Source organism: Aquitalea denitrificans (genome assembly GCF_009856625.1).
Classification (GTDB): domain Bacteria; phylum Pseudomonadota; class Gammaproteobacteria; order Burkholderiales; family Chromobacteriaceae; genus Aquitalea; species Aquitalea denitrificans.
In genome coordinates, this window is the sequence record NZ_CP047241.1 from 2,632,162 (window position 1) to 2,651,199 (window position 19,038).

The window sequence follows — 19,038 nt, forward strand, 5'->3', positions numbered from 1 at the left end:
GGAGTCGGTAATGCAAGCGAGCAAAACGCTGCTGGCGCTTGGGTCGGATGCATTACTTCCAGTGCTGCAGGACTTGCACCAGCAGCACTGGAAGATCATTCACATCCACGACGTGCAGCAGCACAAACCTCAGCAGGCTGGGCCATTCAGCGCGGGCCTGCTCTTGCTAGACAACAAGCTGCTGCGCAAGGCAGATGCCTTGCAGCAGCTTGGCGGACACCTTGATCTGGAGTGGGTGCTGCTGACCGAACGCCAGCAACTGGAGCATACAGCCGTGCGCAGCTTTATCAATGACAGCTGCTATGACTACCATTGTTTGCCAGTTGAGAGTGCCAGGTTGGCGGTCACGCTAGGACGGCTACATGGCAAGACCATGCTACGACGACATCTGCAGCAGGAGGAAATGCCGGAGGAGCAAAAAAAACTGATTGGCGAGCATGCCTGCATACGGCGTTTGCGTCAGGAAATCCGACATCTGGCGCGAGTGAATGTCACTGTCGTCATCACCGGGGAGTCCGGTTGCGGCAAGGAACTAGTGGCTCAGCTGTTACATCAGTGCTCCGACCGGGCCGATGGTCCTTTCCAGGCAGTCAACTGTGGAGGCCTGCCGGTCAACTTGGTGCAATCGGAATTGTTTGGTCACGAACGCGGTGCATTTACCGGTGCTTCATCCAGTCGTATCGGTCGCATTGAGGCTGCCCATAATGGCACCCTGTTTCTGGATGAAATCGGAGACATGGCCATTGAAGCACAGGTGAACCTGCTGCGCTTCCTGCAGGAAGGAACCATAGACCGGCTGGGCGACAATCGCAGCCGCAGCATCGACACCCGTGTATTGTCGGCAACCCACGTTGACCTGCCCACCGCTATCAGCAATGGTCGTTTCCGTCAGGACCTGTATTACCGCCTGTGCGTCTGCCAGCTACACCTACCGCCATTGCGCGAGCGGCGTTCTGATATTCCCCTACTGGCCAAGCACCTGCTATTCCAGAATGCCCAGCGTCTGGGTTTGCCACACAAACGGCTGTCGTACGAGGCAATGGCCATCATGTGGCAACATGACTGGCCCGGCAACATCCGAGAGATGTCCAACCGCATCAGCCAGGGGTTGGCCATGGCCAGCGGGCGGGTCATCCGGCCACAAGACATGGGGCTGGGCAGCAATATGATTACCCCGCTACATAATGGTCTGGAAGCTGTCCGGGACAAAGCCGAGCGTGAGGCGGTGGAAATGGCACTGGAGTTGCATGGCCATAACAATAGCAAGGCTGCGCGCATGCTGGGGATCTCGCGGGCTACCTTATATCGACTATTGAAGAAATATTCGATACAAATCATCGGCTAGCCGGGAAGTTGCAACAGCACGACGGAGCCCGCTTGGAACTGCATTGCCGAGTGATGGCTGATGTTTAGTGCTGCCCTATGCCGACCATCATGACTCGGCTTGGCATGATGAAACTGATCAACCCTGCCTGAGGCTGTAGCACCAGTTGGATATGCAGGCTGTTGTTGGTGACAACACCGTTACCTGTAATCTGGGAAAACTGCATCAACTGCCCCTGCCCCAGCGTTTGACCCATCTGCCCGGCACTGCCCATATTGATGCTCACCCCCAGCTGTCCGTTCGTGACTGCACTATCCTGCCCGCTGGCCTGCCATCCAGCCGGCATGCTGACCGGGGGCGCACCATCATTAATGTCGACACTGGTGATGTTGCGGGACAGATTGCCATTACCTGCTTGCTGATTGATCTGAACAGTCCCCTGCACTGAAGCCAGCCCCGTCGGTATGCTGCTAACAGCATTACTTGTCGTACTGGGACCGTTAAGCGTGTAGCGATTAATGACCGGTACGGCACCTGCCTGGGCACTGAGCTGGACACCGGCCCCCTGCACCAAGCCAGCGGCATTCTGCCAGGTACTCAGCATCTGCACTCCAAAGCGCACAATCTGCCCGGTATCCACATACCGCCCACGCATGCTGTCCAGTACGCTGTCGTCAACATAGGCCAGCATGGATTTTGCCGGCAAGCTGAAGCCAAGCACCAGCATTGCCGGTAGTACTTTAGTCAAAGCATGCATGCTCTGCTCCCTGCCATCTCTGTTCCGGCCATGCACTGGCTGGCAGCAGAGACTATAAGAAATCACTGTAGAGAAAGCCGTATTCCACCAACTCAGCCGGGGACACCGGCTGCATGTTGACCATCAGCCGCCGTGCGGACAAAGGGCTGGGAAACTGGCGTAAAGGCCCCTGCGGCCGGTAGCCAGGTCCGGCCACCGCCAGCAATACACCATTCCACTGCCGGGCGAACTCAGGCATGGGAATAGCGCGATTACCCAGTGCCGGATCAGCAACATAGACAGTGTCACGGGTGGCCATTTTCAAAACGACAAAATGCTTATAGCCATTGATGTCGAGCATGATCAGCGTGGGAATACGCAAAGCAGGCAAACGTTCGGCACCACTGACAAAACCACTGGCACGCAAGCCCAAACCATTAACGTAGTGCTTCATATCCAGCATGGAAAAACCTTGTTGCCGTACCACATCGGGATTTGCTCCAGTCATCATCCCGGCAATGACTTGTTGCTCATCGACATCACGACCAAAACCATAGCGCAGCAATGTGGTCAACGCGGCTGCACCGCAACTGAAATCCGTTTTTTGTTCAACAACGTAGCGGAAGCGTAGTTCACGCAAGCTATGCACCTGTTTGTAAACATTGCCCTCGCCGGTGTAAGCAGGCAGCGGCATGTCTGCCGCTTGGGCGAACTCCTCGCCACCGGAGCAGAACAGGCATAGCAGGATCAATAACAGCGAGCGGATGGGTGGTTTCATGGTCACAAACCGACAGCGCGGTCACCTAGCTGCGCTGTCGGTCTCTCCCTGACTTAGTGGGTTGCAGCAACCGACAAGCTGTTAACCTGCTGGTTAGACAAGCCGGCTGCATTGTTCAGTCCGACATTGCCAGTAATGTTGTTCACGGAACCAGTGATGCTGGCTGTGACGTTAAGTGGGAAGAAGGTCGTCACAGAAATGCCCTGATTGACTTGGGTACCACCAGCAGAAGCAGTTGCCAGTACTGCGGAACTGGCTGATGACAGTGCCACATCGTTCTTTTGCTGGTTGCCAGCCCCGGCGGTATTGTTAACCCCGGCATTACCCTGAATGCCATTCACCGAATTGGTCACAGTGGCATCCATATTGTTGGAGGTGCCATACAGCGGCTGGGCAAAGGTATAGCTGTTGCCATCGTTCAACTGCTCGAAGGAAACGGCAGCGGCGGCTCCACTCTTCTTGCCGGAAACCGAAGCAATGGAAACATTGTTGGCCTGCTGGTTGAAGAAGCCCGAAGCGTTGTTCACGCCGGCATTGCCTTGAATGTTGGTCACGCTGCCGCTCACCGTAGCATTGGTCGGATCAGTAACATTCAGCTTGTTGCCCAGATTTTTCTGTACATCATCCACCCGAGCCGAGGCCATGGCATCGGCTTTAGGGTCGAATACTTCATACACGGCAATGCCTTCCAGATAGGCCGTGCCTGTCAGATTGATATTGGTATTGCTATACGTGTTCGACAGATTGTTACTGATCTTGCTCGTTGTGGAAGACGACGGGTCGTTGGGAGTGTCAGACCCTCCGGCATAAGCTACGCCACACACACCAACAAGAGCGAGGAAAAGCACTTTTTTCTGCAGCATTGCGGTCATGATTATTCTCCTGGCGATTTACTTGAATGCCGGTCATCACGGTATTGGTGACGACCGGAACTGCTCACGGGTTGGCCCATTGCACGGCCACTACATTGACAGCCTGGTTGTGGCTACCAGCAATCTGGTTAAGCTGCACCAGCCCCCGGCTTCCCTGGAAAGCTGCTGCAGAAATATCAGTCTGGGCATGGCTACTGCTAGAGGCAGCCACTGCCGGACTACTACCTGCGGTATCGGTCAGCAGGCTGTCTGCCGCTACCGATGGCAGCGTCGTGACTTGTGGCCGTGGCGATGCCGCCAGGCTGAAAGTATTCAGTGACTGATTGGCATTGCCGGCAGTCTGGTTGATAGCCATCAGACCCTGGCTGCCGGAAAAGGCTGCCCCTGTAATACTGGCGTGGGCATCCGTCATGGCGGCTGTCGTACTGGCCGACTGTTGCTGGGGCAGGAACACGTTGGCATGGCTCGCCGAAGTCGATACGGCCACGGCCTGCAGATTGCCTTGTTGATTGGCACTGCCTGCGGCCTGATTTAGTGCCAGTACGCCATGATCTGACTGCCCACTGTTGTCAATAACAGCCTGCTCGGCGTGCGCTACGGCATGCCCCACACAGCTACTGAGCCACAACAATTGCATAATGCGCATAGTCCCTCTCCTAATGAGCCAGGCCGCTCAAGGGTTGCAATCCGGATTGCAACTGCTGGCTGATTCCCGCTCCGGCAATACCCCCACCACTGCCGCTTGCCGCACCGATGGTGCCGGCACCTACAAGCGGAACTGCCGTCAGCGTTGCGACTGGCAAACCCTGCAACTGTCCAGCAGGGCCGATCACACTGCCACGCATGGTACCCAGTAGCATGTCGTCCGATTGACCGCTCATGACGACTACTTGTTGGGTTGTGTCGACAATCACATCAGCCTGCGAAGCGTGAGCCACACTGACATCAGGACTGGGGTCACCATGGCGGATGGCACTCCGGCTCGGCACCTCCCTGCCGATGATGATGTCACCATCACCTGCGGCATGGGCTAGCGCCGGCAGGCCCAGACCTGCTAGAAAAAGCAGGATCAAGTGATGGATTTGCGCCTTCATCATTGGCTCCAGTTTGGTTGAGCAATGAGCAACAAGGGCATGAAGCGTGCCAACCTGGCTAAGTCACTATGACGTAAGGGAGTTTTGATTTTTCTATACAAACGGCTTGTGGCACTTGTGTCAGAACTGAAACAGAAATCAGCGGGTATGCCCTACACACCCTGAACAGACCCCCAATCCTGAAGATGAAAGAGTGGTTTGGCCTATATTTGTTGGCTAAAAGTACAAGTCTCTCACCCACTTATTGTTTCAACGCTGCAAAGCCTTGTTAGTGGTGTAGGCGCACGCCCTGACAGGAGTGTCCGGTGTGATAGTTGTGGTGTTATTGGCTGCTAATCCGAGTTGGTGCTCATGACCACCAGCATGCCGCTCGGCAGTTTCTGTACGCTGTTGACGATCAGGTCGCCATCCAGTACAGCGTCAACCAAGATAAGGGGAAGGCCAGCGCGGAGCTGGTTATTTGTAGCTGGTAGCAATTCGACCGTCCCAGCACGCTTGCTGTGATCGCTATCGATTAATCAGTGGCCTCCACCGCTTCCTGCACGCTGGAGTTGGAGTTGGAGTTAGCCCACGTCCGTGGATGGTTAGCGCTTTGATGTTCACACTGTGCCAGGTGCTCCCATCACATCAATGATGTGTGTCTGGAGTTCTGTGTAAATCTGCCGTTTCCCACCAACCTGTCTAAAGCCAGCTATGGCCGAAGAGAGCACAGCAAAGATAACAGGCGGTGATTCAAAACTGAGTGGCAGCATTCCCACGCGAATGCGGTGCAATTTGAAATGCGTGATGGTGATGGCCTTCAGGTGCGAAGGCATGCTGGTTTTGAAGTAAGAATTACTGGTGGAATTCATGCGAATACTCCCCCCGCACCAACACTGTGTCGCGATGCTGGTGCCTCACTCTGTAAAGGAACCGCGCAAGTGTCACCGGGGTACCAAAAAAATGCGGGGTGGCTAACGGTTGCTCGGCCATCTCACCAGATCAAGTCCATAATGAGCACTGCTGCCTTCCAAGGGGCATTCACTGTATTGCTCGCATCCATTGCGGCGCTGCCCGTTCCAATTATTCAACTGCCACCCGGATGACTCCAACCATGCTCAGACCTTCTCTTCTTCTTGGCTGCCTGTCCCTCACCCTTCTCGGCACCGCGCTGGCCGAGGCACCAAATGTGATTGATGTACCCGAGGGTAGCTTCTACGTCGTCAACGGCGTGAATGTGCGCAATGGCAACTACTCAACCACTTTCAGCACTTTGCGGGATGCGGATGATCCCGCTGGCGAGCCCTTTAAACGCGTCTACAACTCCTTCTCCACCTATCAGAGCGTATATGGGCTGGGTTGGGCTACGGCAATGGACAGCCGGATCACGCTTACCGGGAATGGTGATCTCGCTTTGAGCCTAAGGGAGAAAGGCGTTGGCGCAACCACAAAATATGTCGTGCAGCCGGGTGCACCAGGCAGCAAGAGCAGCATGGAAATGAAGAAACGGCTCATAGACTTCGAGTCGGAATACGCATACCGATTTGATCAGGTAGCCAAGCGCAGGGAAATCATCAAGACAGACGCTTACAAGGAGATGGTGAAACGCGGTGAACTAAAGCCTTTCAGTGAGAGCTCTTTACGCGACCCGGCCTACCCATCAATGGAGTCGGTGATACCCGACGGTGCAGTGTTTGTTGCCACGAATGCTTTCCAGGGCGATACCTGCCATGAACAGGGCCGTATCATACGCCAGGGAGATCATCTGGTGCGCAGCTATCCGGATGGCTGCGCCATCGCCCGTGAGATCTACACCCTTGACGGCGTATGCACTCGCGTGGACAGCCAAGCCGGCGGCACACTGGCGATCACGAAGGACCCCGCCACCGGCTGGGTGACCTCCGTTGAGGATAAGGAGAAAGGTGGAATCACCCAGTTCCAGTACGACGCAAAAGGACGGCTGGTTCACGAGGCCAATCCAAATGGCAACGCCTTTGGCTTCGAATACGACGGACACGACAACATGACGGCCATCATCTATATCGATAACACCAGAAGCCGGATGACATACGACGACAAGAACCGGGTTACGTTATCGGCCCCACGCAATCGTCCGGTTGCCACCTTCGAATACAGAACGGACCCGGCCAACTCCAGCATCGCGGTAACTCATGTAAAGCTGACCGATGGCGATCAGACACAGGAAACCGACTACCGCCTGCACTAAAACCGACGGCCGCAGCTGCTTGCTTCCCTAGCCCCTGACGCGGGCCAGTCTTCCGCCTCTAAGGCAGCTCCGGCCGACCCGCCACTCACTCTTTTGGGGCGTGGTAGATAGTCATTCCGCTGCATCTCAGGCTGCGGCCGGTTTCCACAGAATTTCGGACTCACTCTAATAAGGCCTGTTTCTTATTTAGGCTGGCCAACACATTCAGCTTTTTTTAGCTAGTTTGATATCATGAAAACGGGATGCAGCGTGGCTGTCGGGAGCTGCCGGAGTGTCTTCGGGTCGGACAGGCCCGCCGTGATTGAAATCAAAGTTGAAAATGGCAGGGAACCGCGATGTACAAGAACAAGAGCATGCACTGTTTGGCATGGGGTGTAATGGCATTTTCATTTGCTTGTCATGGCGTGGCACGCGCAGAAGACGTGCCGGATACCCAATCCATGATCGAATCACTCAAGCCACTGAAAACCCGCAGCCTGCGCAATCTGCAGGTGAGCCCGGCCAAGCCGGCAGCCGAGCCGACAGCCGAGGTCCCGGCAGCCAGCATCAGCCTGCCACCCGCCCAGCCTGTGGCGGGCAAGCCGCCGGCACCGCCTGCGGTCGCACCAGTCATCGCCGCACCAGCGCAGACGGAAAGTGCCCCCAGCCTGTCGTTGGCCATCCAGTTTGATCCCAATTCGGTACAGATCAGCAGCGGCAGCCAGCAGGCGCTGGCTCGGCTGGCATCGGCGCTGCAGTCCAGCGAGCTGCGCGACTTCCATTTTCTGATCGAGGGGCATACCGATGCCAAGGGCCTGCCAGCCTATAACCGCAAGCTGTCGCAACAGCGTGCCGACGCCGTGCGCAAGTTACTGATTACCCGTGGTGTTGCCGCCCAGCAACTGCGTGCAGTCGGCAAGGGGTCGGAAGAACCCGCCAACAAGGCAGACCCATTTGCCGCAGAAAATCGCCGCGTCCGCATCGTCAATATCGATCAGTCCAATCCCTGAAAGCTGCCGACATGAAAAAAATCCTGCTATCCGTCGCGCTGGCCACGCTGTGCGCTTCAGGCATTGCTCCGGCTGCCGATGCGCCTGCCACCGCCAATAACCGCTATGCTCTGATCATCGGCATTGGTCATTACAGCAATGCCGCCATTCCATCGCTCAAGGGGGTGCAGCATGATATGGGCAGTGCGCACCAGATGGCCGCCAGCATGGGTATTCCGGACGAAAACATCAGCTACCTGCGTGATGAGCAGGCGACTGCCGAGCACATCCGCCAGGCGATTGCCCAATTAAACCAGCGGCTGCATGGCGGCGATCGGCTGTTTGTCTATTACTCAGGCCATGGTACCCGTTGGCATGAATCGAGCAGTGCCGAGGGCATGTGTACCGAGGGTCTGGTAGCAACGGATGGGGATGTACTGAGCAACCGTGAAATGGGCAAGCTGCTGGAGCCATTGGCGCGCAAGACCGACAAGATGATGGTGTTCTACGACTCCTGCTTTTCCGGCGGCGTGGTAGCTAATCCGATGAAAACGCGGGCGCTGACCATCAACAATACCCTGTATACCCCCAAGTTCACCTCGGAAACCGCACCGGGCAGCTGTTTCAGCCCCAGCAATTTCAAGACCCGCTCGCTCAGCACCGCGCTGAAAGAGCAGGGCGGCCTGCCGCAGAACATCGTGCATATCGCGGCCAGCAAACCGGACGAAGTGTCCTTCGACAATGCCCAGCATGGCGGGCTGGCCACCACTGCCTGGCGTGATTGCCTGCAGGGCGAAGCGCGGGATCTGGATGGTAGCGGTGCGATTACCGTGGATGAAATCACCCGCTGCGCCCAGGGCAAGCTGGACGAAAATCTGGCCAACCAGCCCGGGGTGCTGGGTCAGCACATGACGGTAGGCGGTAACAAGGAGTTTGTTCCGGCCTGGATAAAGAGCGCCTTCGTGACACCGGTGCCGGCCACGCCTCCCGCAGCCCAAAACAGCCCGGCACCAGTACCGCCGGCTGCCGTGCATCAGGCCAGTCCGGCGGAAATCCTGGAGCAGATTCATGCCCAGCGCGATGGCAGTCGAGAACTGCAGGTTACCGCAGGCCGCCAGCAACTGAAGATTGGCCGGGACAAGCTGGAACTGAATGTGACTGCGCCGCAGGATGGCTATCTCTACATTGCGCTGGCCGGTTCGGATGGCAAGAGCCTCTACCTGCTGTATCCCAACAAGCTGGATGGCGACAACCGGATCAAGGCCGGTCACACCGTGCAATTGCCGCGCAAGACATGGCAGGTGGATGCCGGCGGACCGGCCGGGCGTGACAGCCTGCTGGTGATGGTGACCGACTCCCCGCGCCAGCTCAAACAGCTGAAGACCGAAGCGGCCGGCCCCTTTGTGCAGACCCTGCTCGACCGGCAGGGCCGATCCCTGTTGCAACAGGTAATGGCCAGCTCGGCCAATACCGGTATGGCCGAATGCAGCAGCGCCACCCCACTGCGCAATCTGCAGGTCAGCAAGCGCTGTTCGGATGCCTTTGCTTCCTCCTTGCTGCAACTGCAGGAAGTGGACTAGCCCGCCCCCCCCCAAGCCCTTCCATGGAGAAACGTGCATGAAACGCCTTGCCCCCCTGCTGTTGCTGGCTGCCAGTCTGAGCCATGCAGAAAACCTCCCGGTGCCGACTACTGCCCCACAGGCACAGCCGGCCAGCCAGAGCCTGATGTTCATCGATTCCAAGCTATTTGACGGCCGGCTGTACAACGAGCTGAGCAAGCAGCCGGACAAGCTGGAAATCACCATGTCCGGTCAGATTACCCTGACCAATATCTCCCCCCGGCTAGATCGCTGGCTGTCGCTGATCGGCGAGAATGGCCTGATGGAGCTGCAGGAAATTCCCGAACCGGCCCAACTGAACCAGCGGGCGCTGTTTGCCCTGCTACCCATCATGTACTCCATGGTGGGCGAGGCCCGGGAAGCCCTGGTAAACGCCCAGGCCAAGCGTTACAACGCCAAGGTGTATTACTACAAGGATGCCGGCGGCAATGCCGTCATCAACCGCGTTATCCTCACCAGAAAACCCTGATCGAGCCCCTGCATGCCTGCTTGCCATCGTCCTGGCCGTGTTGCCGCCCTGTTGAATTTCCTGTCTCCCACCTATGGACACTGGCTGCATCACCGGCTTGCCATACTGGCCCTGCTGCTGGCCAGCCCGGTTTTTGCCGGCAACGGGCTGGGGCGGCAGGTGTCGGAAATGGGGCGGCAGTGGACTCAGTACATGATGCAGGAGGACTACCCGAATGCCGAAGCCACCGCCCGTTCCCGCGTGGCCATGAGTCTGGGAACCGACCATCTGGGCGATGGCTACCGCAATCTTGGTGGCACGCTGGTGATGCGCGGTAAATGGGTGGAGGCCGAAGTGGTGCTGCGTCAGGCCCTGCCGCTGGTGGAAAGCAAGCATGGCAGCAATAATCGCCAGGCCATCGGCGTGCTCAAGGGTCTGGCCAAGCTGATGATGCGCCAGGCGCGCTATCAGGAAGCACAGGCTTTCATCAGCGAGGGTATGCGCCGCCAGCTGGTGTTTGCGCCGGATCGCATCTCCATGGTGGAGCTCTTTAATCTGCAAGCCGCGGTGTTGCACCAGCTGCATCAGGACAAGCAGGCGGAGGAGATGCTGCAACAGGCCGATGCGCTCAAGGTGGTGGCCGAGCCCACAGACCCAGACGATAACGGTTCCGGCCCGGTTACCGTGGCCAAAGTACGCGCCAGCAGCCTCTACCTGCATGGCCTATGCCAGGCTGGCCTGGGCAAGCTGGCCGGGGCGGAAAAATTCTACCAGCAGGCGCTGGAGCACTATCGTCAGCTGCCGGGGGCCAAGGAATCAGCCACCAGCATCCAGATCCTCAACGCCCAGGGCATGCTGTATCTGCAGCAAAAGCGCTACGAAGAAGCCGTCAGCGTACTGCGTCAGGCTAATCAGCTGGCGGGCCAGGTGCTGGGCCCGCTGCATCCGCTTACCGCGCAGAGCGGCATCGATCTGGCTGTGGTGCTGGAGAAGAGCGGACAGGACGCCGAGGCAGAAGCACTATACCGGCCCGCCGTCGCTCAGTTGGAGCAGTTGAATGCGCTGAACAGTTTCAGCCACGCCGGCCTGCTGTACGGGCGACTCCTAGCCCGCCACGGCCGGCTGGAAGAGGCGCTGGCCATCTACCAGCAGACGCTGGATGCCGTGGACAAGCAGTTTGCCCAGACCCGCGGGCTTGACGATGGTGTACGGGAAGGCTTTATCTCGCGCTTTCATGTCAACTATCTGGAAACCATCCAGCTGCTATTGCGTCTGCACCAGCAGCAACCCGGTGCCGGCTATGACCGGCAGATACTGGCCGTGGTGTCGCGCACCCAGAGCCGCCTGTTCAGCGAGCTGCTCAAGCAGGCCGATGTCAGCCGCCTGAACGAAAACAGCAGCTTCCGTGCGCTGCGCCGGCAGCAGCAAGAGCTGCAGACCCGTCTGGCCGAGTTGCGCCGCGAGCGCACCAACTCCGGCGCCTTTAATGAAAACCCGGATGATGGCCGCACTGCCGCCGGTGATGGCGACGAGGCCGGCAGGGACAAGCTGGTGCAGGAGCGGGTACAGGCCAGCCGGCAGCGTATCGATACCGATATCCGTCAGGCTCGCCAGGCGCTGCAAGGCGTCAACCAGCAGCTGTGGCAGCAGTTTCCCCGTTTCATGGACCTGGCCGAACCCAAAGCGGTAGACGTGCAGCGCCTGCAAAAAAACATCCTGCGTCCCGGCGAAAGCCTGCTGACTTATTTCCTGCTCGACAAGGAAACCCTGGCCTTTGTCACCACCACCGATAGTTTTCACATGGTGCGACTGCCTGTGGGGAAAAAACAGGTGGCCGAGCTGGTTACCGCACTACGCGCACCGGAGGAGGCCGCCGGCGACGCCATGACCAGCCTGCAGCAACTGGACCCGGCCCTGCTGTACCGCGCCTATCAGCAGCTGTTCCAGCCACTGGAACCCTGGCTCAAGCCGGACAGCCGCCTGCTGTCGGTGGGCGATGGCCCGCTGCACACCTTGCCACTGGAAATGCTGATCACCCGCTGGGATGACACCGACCAGCAACAGTTTGCCCAAGCCCGCCAGCAACAGCCGCTGCTGGGCGAGTATGCCGGCCTGCATTATCTGGGCGACCGCTACCAGCTGGCTTATTTACCCAGCCTGTCCTCACTGGTGTCGATGCGTGAATACCGTCGCCCGCGCATTGCCTACAGGCATGAGCTGGTGTCCTTTGCCGACCCGCTGTTCGATGCGACGGCGCAGCAAGAGTCGGGCTTTTTCTCCAGCCTGCTGGGGCAAAGCCTGACCCGCAACTATGGCAAGCCCAAGGCCAGCCAGCTGAATATTCCGCGCCTGCCGGAAACCGCGCAGGAGGCCCGTGGCATCGACCGTATCCTGGGTGGCAACAACACCCTATACCTGGAGGAAGATGCGCAGGAATACACGCTGAAGCATCTGGACCTCAGCACCACCCGCTACCTGCACTTCGCCACCCACGGCCTGCTGGGCGGCGAGTTCGTCATGCTCAAGGAGTCGCTGTCGGACGAGGGTAGCGACAACAGCCATCTACATCCGGAGCCGGCACTGCTGCTGTCGCTGTCCGGCAACCTGCATGGCGAAGATGGACTGCTGACCATGCACGAGGTGGTGGAGAAACTGAATCTGAATGCAGAGCTGGTAGTGCTCTCCGCCTGCAATACCGCCGGCGAGCATGATGCAGCGCATAGCGGCGAAGGCTTTGCCGGGCTGGCCCGCGCCTTTATGTATGCTGGTGCGCAGGGCTTGCTGGTCAGTCACTGGAGTGTGGAAAGCCAGGCCACACAAGAACTGATGGTGGCAACTTTCAGCCGCCTGAAAGCAGGCAGCAGCGCCACGGCGGCCATCGATGCGGCACGGCGCGAGATCAAGCAAAGCCGCTATGGTAATGCCGGACAACAGGTCTCGCGTGCACATCCCTTCTTCTGGGCACCGTTCGTGTATGTGGGTGAATGATAGATACGTGTTGGTGAAGACTGTTTCGGCCGAGCAGAGATTCTTCCTAGATCATGCAGGGTGCAGCTTGCTGGAGCTTGACCCAGTTTCGACCAGATAACGACAAGAAAAAAGCCAACCGGAGACGGTTGGCTTTTTTCTTTTTCAGATCAGGCATGGTCGGTCTCGATTCTGGTAGACCGTGAAATAATGCCGTTTACAGAGATGAAGGCATCAATAGGTCTCTATGGCACGCATGACTTTGGCCGACCAACAGCGGGTGGAGAAGCCTGGTAGGCGGCAGTTCGGCCAAAGCGGTCTGTCACCCCATCGACCCTGAGCGTCTGTTCAAAGCCACATATCGGCCATTTGCCTTGTGTCATAGCCCAAGATCAGCTTTCAGATTTGAAAGACGCTTACTTTCGACCCAAAGGCGACGGTCGGTTCTTTGGTAAGCGGACGTTTAACCTTGGACATAAGCGGCTCCCGTAACGAAATGTGGCCGATTCTTCATAAGGCGTTGGTATTCGTTTGCTTTTTCGGACTCATCTCCGGTGCAGTCGTAACAGAGCAATTTGAAGGATTGTTATAGCTCGCATACGTTGACAAGCTATTCCCCGGCCAACCCTCTTATACGCCACATTGAACATTCCCATTTCGGGCATGGCAGACGCAGACTGGTTCAGACAGAGTGGCTTGCCACCTGTTCCAGGCTAGCCCGTGCGATTACACGATGGAACGGCGTGATCACTGCGAGGTACGTCCGTCCCAGCAAGTTATGGCAATGCACCACGGACACCACGACAAGCTCCCTGCCGCCTGCCGAACCCGTGCGCAGCTGGATCGCGAGCCGGAAATCGAGATGACTATCGTCCGCGCCCATCACAAGCTCGCCCGCACGCTTTGACAGCAGTGGAAAGAAACCGATCACAGCCCCCTGCGCAGCAGCAATACCAACCGCTCGAGAGGATTTGACGCCGACTGTCGCCATAATCATGTCCCGCACACGCGTCAGCGCACGAATCCACCATGCCTGCCGCTCGAATCCAGCACGCGCCAGCACTTCAAGATCGTCGCTGGCGCCCGCCGGCAATTGAATCGCAAAAGCATCCAGCAGGTCCGCGCTTTTATACAGTGGAGCCAAGATGCTGTCGGATGGCACGGGTATTTCATGAGCTTTATGGACTTTGATCCTCAACTAGACACTCCATGATTTGGGTTTAGCGCGAGCTTGCGCTAGACATTTTCTCTCTGTGCCATCAGCACACCCACAAACGGGTGATAAGCTTCACACATCAGGCCGTAACTCACCTTTTTGTGAAGCTGTGTTTACAAGGTTGACCGTGCCGCACCAGCCGTCCACCGCCAGCGGTTGGCCATCCTGCAATTGCGCGAGGATGCCCGGCAAGTTGGCCACGGCAGGGATGCACAGCTCACGAGCAACGATGGCCCCGTGCGACAAGTAGCCGCCGGTTTCCATCACCAGTGCACCGGCTTTCAGGAACAGAGGCGTCCAGGCCGGGTCGGTGGAGGGCGCCACCAGCACATCGCCGGGCTCCAGGCGCGCGCTTTCCGATGGGTGACGGATCAGCCGCGCCGCACCTTGCGCCTGGCCGGCGCCTATGGCCAGTCCGCGCCAGCTGGCATCTGATGCCTGAATGGGCGGCGGCGCGATGGATTTGCCGTCGAGCACCACTTCCGCCGCCGGGTTTTCTTGCCAATGTTTGGCCTGGCGCATGCGGTCCCGCACGCGGTGACGCGTTGCGTGCGCCGGCAGCTGGCCGTGTAGCGCGGCGATCATCTCCTCGGGCAGCAGCTGAAAGGCCTGGGCGGCGGCGTCCAAGTGACCGCTGCTCGTCAAGCGTTGGCTGATTTCCAGCGCCAGCAGGCGCATGACTTCGCCAAAGGCGGAAAAAGTGCTGCGGGCGGCTTCGCGGTCATTGCACTCCACTTGGGCCTTGCGCAGGAACTGGCGTGCCTGAATGCGCGCACTCCAGGACAGCGCGCTGTTCAGGCGCTGCCAGGCTGCCTGTTGTGCAACTTGCTGGCGCTGTCGCAGCGCGTCCGAGTCTTGCTGCATCAGCGCGGTTATTTGTTCTAATAGATAGCCCGGCTGCTCGCGCCAGCGCGGTGAGCGGACATAGGTTTCGTAGATTCCGCGATGGCCGTAACGCTCCAGAAAGGCGGAAAATGCCAGCCGGAACGGGTGCTCGGCGGGCAGGGTCTGCCAATCCGCTCCCACGTGCAGGATGGCTGCGGCGGCTTGGTCCTGGCGCACCAGTGCGGCCAGCGCCAGCAGGTCCAGGTTTAGTTGCGCGGTGACGCTGGGCGGGCCGCCAGCCATCAGCGCGGCGCTCAACGCGGCGGCCTCTCCTGGCAGATGACGCTCCAGCAGGTCCATCAACATGGACAGTCCGCCACCGCTGGAGCCTTGCAGATAGATCATGTCCAGCTGCGTATACATGTGGCTGGCGTAGGTTTGCATGCGCTCGACCAGCGCCGGGCTGTCCAGCCGACTCAGGTCTTCCTGGCGCCACTTGGTGCACAAGGAGAGGGTATCGGCGATCTGCGCCCGGCCGTTGCGGCGCGCGCCTTTGTCTTGCCAGGCGTAGCGCAATATATGGCCCAGGCGGCGCAGCTTCTGGCGGAGTGTGGCCGGCGGTACGACGATGTCCGGGTGGTGGCCGCCCATCATGCGGTTGAGCAGCGCCGGCTGAATGCCCAGCGCGTCGTAGCCTTCCCATTGCAGCAGCGATACATTCAAATACAGCCGCCCCTGGATCAGCGCCGCGCGTTGCGCGCCCGGCAGCAGCCGGTAGCCAGCGCGGCGCCAGCCTTGCTCTAGTATCAGGTTGACCATCTGGCGCGACGGCCCCCAGTCGAAAGCGTCCATCACGTCTGGCACCACGTCGCGGGTGTTACCGTTGGACCACACGGTGCCTTGGCCGGCGAGACCGGGGTAGCTGGGCCAGGCGTGGGTGGTGATCGGGCGCGCCTGCACCAGCTGGAACTGCCGACCGTCCCAGGTCCATTCGAAGTCGTACCATGGCTCGGCCAGGTCGAGCGCCAGGGCTGCGTCGCGCACCAGGCGTGCCAGATCCTGCGCCTGCTCGTTGCTCAGCGTGTTGTTGCCGTTGCGCTCGATGGCGGTCGCTTGCGTGATGTCGCGCGGAAAGGTCAGCACGATTTCCTCGCCATTCACCGCGCCGGCCACCAGTTGCTCCGCCAGGCCGGCGACGGCGCTGATCACCACTTGGTCGTCGCGGCCGGAGAGTGGGTGGCAACTGAAGGCGATGCCGGAGCAGCGCGCTTCTATCATCGGCATGATCACCACGGCCATGCCGCCATCGGCCAGCGGCAGGCCGCGATGCGCGCGGTAGGCGGCGGCCTCGTCCGACCACAGCGAGGCCCACACCGCGCGGATGGCATCCAGCACCGCCGGCAGGCCCCGTACATGCAGCCGGCTGTGATGCAGACCGGCGAAGGAGGCCGAGCGGGAGTCTTCTTGCGTGGCGGAGGAGCGCACCGCAAGCGGTAGCTCGAGCCAGCCACGTGCGCGGAGTGCGATTTCTATATTCGCGGCCAGCGTCGGCGGGAACGGCAAACTCATCACTCTTGATCGGCGCTCTGCCAAAGGTATGGCTTGAGCGAGAAAATCCGCACCCAGTGCGTCGCGGCAGGCGTCGGCGCTCAGCATCAGCGCCTCCGGTATTGGTAAGCCATAGCGATGCAGGCGACCGACTCCATGGCCCTTGCCGCCTGCGATAGCGGGGCCGGCTAACTCTGCGGCGGTAAGATCGAGCAGGTAGGTTTTCATGTGCGTGCGCCTTGCAAAAAGATATCCAGTATTTCGTCGTAGCCCTGATGCAGCGAGGTTTCTGGCGTCTTGAACCAGTACATCATCGCGCCCATGTGCAGGAAGGCCAGGTGGCGCGCCAAGTGGCTGGCGGGAATGTCTGCGCGGATTTCACCGCTTTGCTGGCCGGCGGCGAGCAGCTGCAAGTAGATGCGGTCCAGCCCGCTGCGATTGTCCGTGCCCATACTGGAGATGGGGCGGCAGAGCCTGTGCTGGATGTAGGGGCCGATGTATTCGCGCCTTTCCTCGGAATAGCTGGCGGAGGCGCGCAGGAACAAGCGCAGCCGGGTGGAGCAATCGGGCGCATCCGCCAATTGCTGCTGCATGCGCGGCAGCACGGCGGCCAAGTCCGCGTGCATTCGATGGGTGACTAGCGCTTCCTTGACCGGAAAATACTTATACAGGGTGCCTTTGGCCAGATCGGCGCGTTGGGCGATCTGCTCCATGGTCACGGCTTCGTAGCCGTATTGCGAGAAGAGCTCGAACGCGCACTCCACCAGGTGCTCCATGGTTTGCTGGCGCTTGCGCTCGCGGCGGCTGTTTTCGGCTTCCATTATTTATGAACGAAGTGCAAAAATGAACGTCGTTCAGTATTGCATTCGTCATGGTAATTGGCAAGCGCTGTGCACTTGGGCGAGCGAAGGTGTTGTTAATTGATGATGGACACGCACGATGGCAGGCTGGGGCGGCTCAGGGCGGGTACTGGCTGATCATGGGGCGTCAGCTCTGCCTGCCATTGTTCTATCATGTCGGCTTTGTTGCATTAATCCGGGCTTGCGTGCGTCCGGTAGAATGACGGCATGAGCAAGCCCCTCCTGACCATCAGCATCTGTCCGGCAAAGAGGGGCAGCTTTCAAAGTGGGACCAGTCATTTCTCACCTCGAATGCGAATGGCTGTTTTGGCCGAGCTGCCGCCGACTGGGCTGGTGCATCGCTACGGGGCAGCCAAAGTGCCCAGTGAAAGCAGGCGTTGAGCCGGCAGCTTACCCGTCGACAGCGGCCAGCAGCTGCGACTGAAGAACGACCCTCTGCTGGCACTCATCGCCTGCAAACTGGCGCAAATTGCATGTACGTATTGCCGACAGGCATCCTATAGTGGCGGTTGCTGCAGCGTATTCCATGCTGTACTCATTGCTGGAGGACGCATGACCCGCAAACAAGGGTTCTCTCTCAATATCGGCTGGCGAACGCTACTCAAAGACATGGGTTTTGACCCCGTCCGTGTATTGCGCCGTGCAGGCCTGCCTGATGATTTGCTCAATCGCGGCGAGGTCAGCATGGCAAGTGAGGCCTACTTCCGTTTCTGGCGTAGTCTGGAAGTGGAATCCGGCGATGCCTTGTTTCCCTTGCAGATTGTCGAAATGGTGACGGCAGAGTCATTCGACCCGCCCTTGTTCGCCGCGCTATGCAGTGCCAACCTGATGCAGGCAGTACAACGCCTGGCCAAATACAAGCAGCTTTTGGCACCCATGCGGCTGGACATCGACATCAGCCAGGCTGGAGAGCTGACTGTCTCGCCAGCCTGGCTGACCCCACTAGCCGATGTGCCGGATTCCTTGCAACTGGCCGAGCTTGCCTTTTTCCTGCGTCTGGCCAGGCTGGCAACGCGCGAACCAATCAAAGCCCTGCGCGTGGTGCTGCCCTTTCATCCATCCTCCGCATCAGCCCGGCGCTGCCAGGCGTATTTCTCTGTCGCAGTGGAGTATGGCCAGGCCCTTGGCATTACCTTTTCCGCCGAGGATGCTTTGCGGCCATTTCTGACCGTGAACGATGGCATGTGGAAGGTCTTTGAGCCGGATTTGCGGCGAAGGCTAAGTGAGCTGGATGGCAGCGCCACTACCAGAGAGCGTGTGCATGCCTTGTTGTTGGAGATGCTGCCCGGCAATGCCGCAACCGTTGAGCTGGTAGCCGAACGATTGGCCATGAGCAAACGCACCTTGCAATGCCGTCTGGAGGAGGAAGGAGTCAGTTTCCGCAGTGTGATCAATAGCACGCGGGAAAGCCTGGCCAGACACTACCTTGGCAGCACTGCGATGTCGGGAGGGGAAATCGCCTTCCTGCTGGGTTTTGAAGATCCCAATTCCTTCTATCGCGCATTTCAGGAATGGACTGGCCAAACCGCTGATGATGTACGACAACGACTGCGTCAACACTAAGCACAAGGAACATC

At 58.9% G+C, this 19,038-nt stretch carries 16 protein-coding genes; 7 read left to right on the forward strand and 9 right to left on the reverse strand.

Translation table 11 applies throughout. The annotated features are described in order from the left end of the window. The first annotated feature begins 10 nt into the window (after positions 1 to 10). Positions 11 to 1,345 (forward strand): sigma-54 dependent transcriptional regulator, encoded by a 1,335-nt coding sequence (locus GSR16_RS11875; RefSeq protein WP_159877625.1) that lies wholly within the window; start codon positions 11 to 13, stop codon positions 1,343 to 1,345. Positions 1,346 to 1,409: 64 nt separating this feature from the next. Here the strand turns inward: GSR16_RS11875 and GSR16_RS11880 are convergent, their stop codons facing one another. The 6 genes from GSR16_RS11880 to GSR16_RS11905 form a co-directional block, all read right to left on the reverse strand. After that, complete coding sequence (locus tag GSR16_RS11880) at positions 1,410 to 2,081, reverse strand: hypothetical protein (protein WP_159877627.1); 672 nt, start codon at positions 2,079 to 2,081, stop codon at positions 1,410 to 1,412. 52 nt (positions 2,082 to 2,133) lie between these two features. After that, on the reverse strand, positions 2,134 to 2,838 hold the full coding sequence (locus GSR16_RS11885; RefSeq protein ID WP_159877629.1) for a C39 family peptidase: 705 nt from the start codon (positions 2,836 to 2,838) through the stop codon (positions 2,134 to 2,136). Between the two features lie 53 nt (positions 2,839 to 2,891). After that, complete coding sequence (locus GSR16_RS11890) at positions 2,892 to 3,710, reverse strand: hypothetical protein (RefSeq protein ID WP_159877631.1); 819 nt, start codon at positions 3,708 to 3,710, stop codon at positions 2,892 to 2,894. Positions 3,711 to 3,774: 64 nt separating this feature from the next. After that, the gene (locus tag GSR16_RS11895; protein ID WP_159877633.1) at positions 3,775 to 4,356 is read right to left on the reverse strand and encodes a hypothetical protein; all 582 of its coding nucleotides are present in this window, start codon (positions 4,354 to 4,356) and stop codon (positions 3,775 to 3,777) included. A 10-nt stretch (positions 4,357 to 4,366) separates the two neighbouring features. Next, positions 4,367 to 4,804 (reverse strand): hypothetical protein, encoded by a 438-nt coding sequence (locus GSR16_RS11900; protein ID WP_159877635.1) that lies wholly within the window; start codon positions 4,802 to 4,804, stop codon positions 4,367 to 4,369. A 599-nt stretch (positions 4,805 to 5,403) separates the two neighbouring features. Further along, complete coding sequence (locus GSR16_RS11905) at positions 5,404 to 5,655, reverse strand: hypothetical protein (protein WP_159877637.1); 252 nt, start codon at positions 5,653 to 5,655, stop codon at positions 5,404 to 5,406. Positions 5,656 to 5,897: 242 nt separating this feature from the next. On the opposite strand from GSR16_RS11905, the gene GSR16_RS11910 reads away from it, so the two are divergent. From GSR16_RS11910 to GSR16_RS11930, 5 genes are all read left to right on the forward strand, one after another. Then, positions 5,898 to 7,010: an RHS repeat domain-containing protein gene (locus tag GSR16_RS11910; RefSeq protein ID WP_159877639.1), complete on the forward strand. Its 1,113-nt coding sequence runs from the start codon at positions 5,898 to 5,900 to the stop codon at positions 7,008 to 7,010. 377 nt (positions 7,011 to 7,387) lie between these two features. Beyond that, positions 7,388 to 7,999 carry an OmpA family protein gene (locus GSR16_RS21065; protein ID WP_240902472.1) on the forward strand — a complete coding sequence of 204 codons (612 nt, stop codon included), beginning with the start codon at positions 7,388 to 7,390 and terminating at the stop codon, positions 7,997 to 7,999. An 11-nt stretch (positions 8,000 to 8,010) separates the two neighbouring features. Beyond that, entirely contained in the window at positions 8,011 to 9,558 is a 1,548-nt protein-coding gene (locus tag GSR16_RS11920) for a caspase family protein (RefSeq protein WP_159877641.1), read from the forward strand. A gap of 37 nt (positions 9,559 to 9,595) precedes the next feature. Further along, positions 9,596 to 10,066 carry a hypothetical protein gene (locus tag GSR16_RS11925; RefSeq protein ID WP_159877643.1) on the forward strand — a complete coding sequence of 157 codons (471 nt, stop codon included), beginning with the start codon at positions 9,596 to 9,598 and terminating at the stop codon, positions 10,064 to 10,066. Positions 10,067 to 10,078: 12 nt separating this feature from the next. Then, on the forward strand, positions 10,079 to 13,033 hold the full coding sequence (locus tag GSR16_RS11930) for a CHAT domain-containing protein (RefSeq protein ID WP_159877645.1): 2,955 nt from the start codon (positions 10,079 to 10,081) through the stop codon (positions 13,031 to 13,033). Positions 13,034 to 13,694: 661 nt separating this feature from the next. Here GSR16_RS11930 and GSR16_RS11935 read toward each other — a convergent pair. From GSR16_RS11935 to GSR16_RS11945, 3 genes are all read right to left on the reverse strand, one after another. After that, a complete protein-coding gene (locus GSR16_RS11935; RefSeq protein WP_205677422.1) occupies positions 13,695 to 14,210 on the reverse strand; it encodes a DUF2867 domain-containing protein in 516 nt (171 codons plus the stop codon). 90 nt (positions 14,211 to 14,300) lie between these two features. Then, positions 14,301 to 16,829: a PEP/pyruvate-binding domain-containing protein gene (locus GSR16_RS11940; protein ID WP_159877647.1), complete on the reverse strand. Its 2,529-nt coding sequence runs from the start codon at positions 16,827 to 16,829 to the stop codon at positions 14,301 to 14,303. After that, the gene (locus tag GSR16_RS11945) at positions 16,826 to 17,422 is read right to left on the reverse strand and encodes a TetR/AcrR family transcriptional regulator (protein ID WP_159877649.1); all 597 of its coding nucleotides are present in this window, start codon (positions 17,420 to 17,422) and stop codon (positions 16,826 to 16,828) included. The genes GSR16_RS11940 and GSR16_RS11945 overlap by 4 nt, the downstream gene beginning before the upstream one ends. 591 nt (positions 17,423 to 18,013) lie before the next feature. Here GSR16_RS11945 and GSR16_RS11950 point away from each other — a divergent pair. Continuing rightward, the gene (locus tag GSR16_RS11950) at positions 18,014 to 19,024 is read left to right on the forward strand and encodes an AraC family transcriptional regulator (protein ID WP_159877651.1); all 1,011 of its coding nucleotides are present in this window, start codon (positions 18,014 to 18,016) and stop codon (positions 19,022 to 19,024) included. Positions 19,025 to 19,038 lie beyond the last annotated feature (14 nt).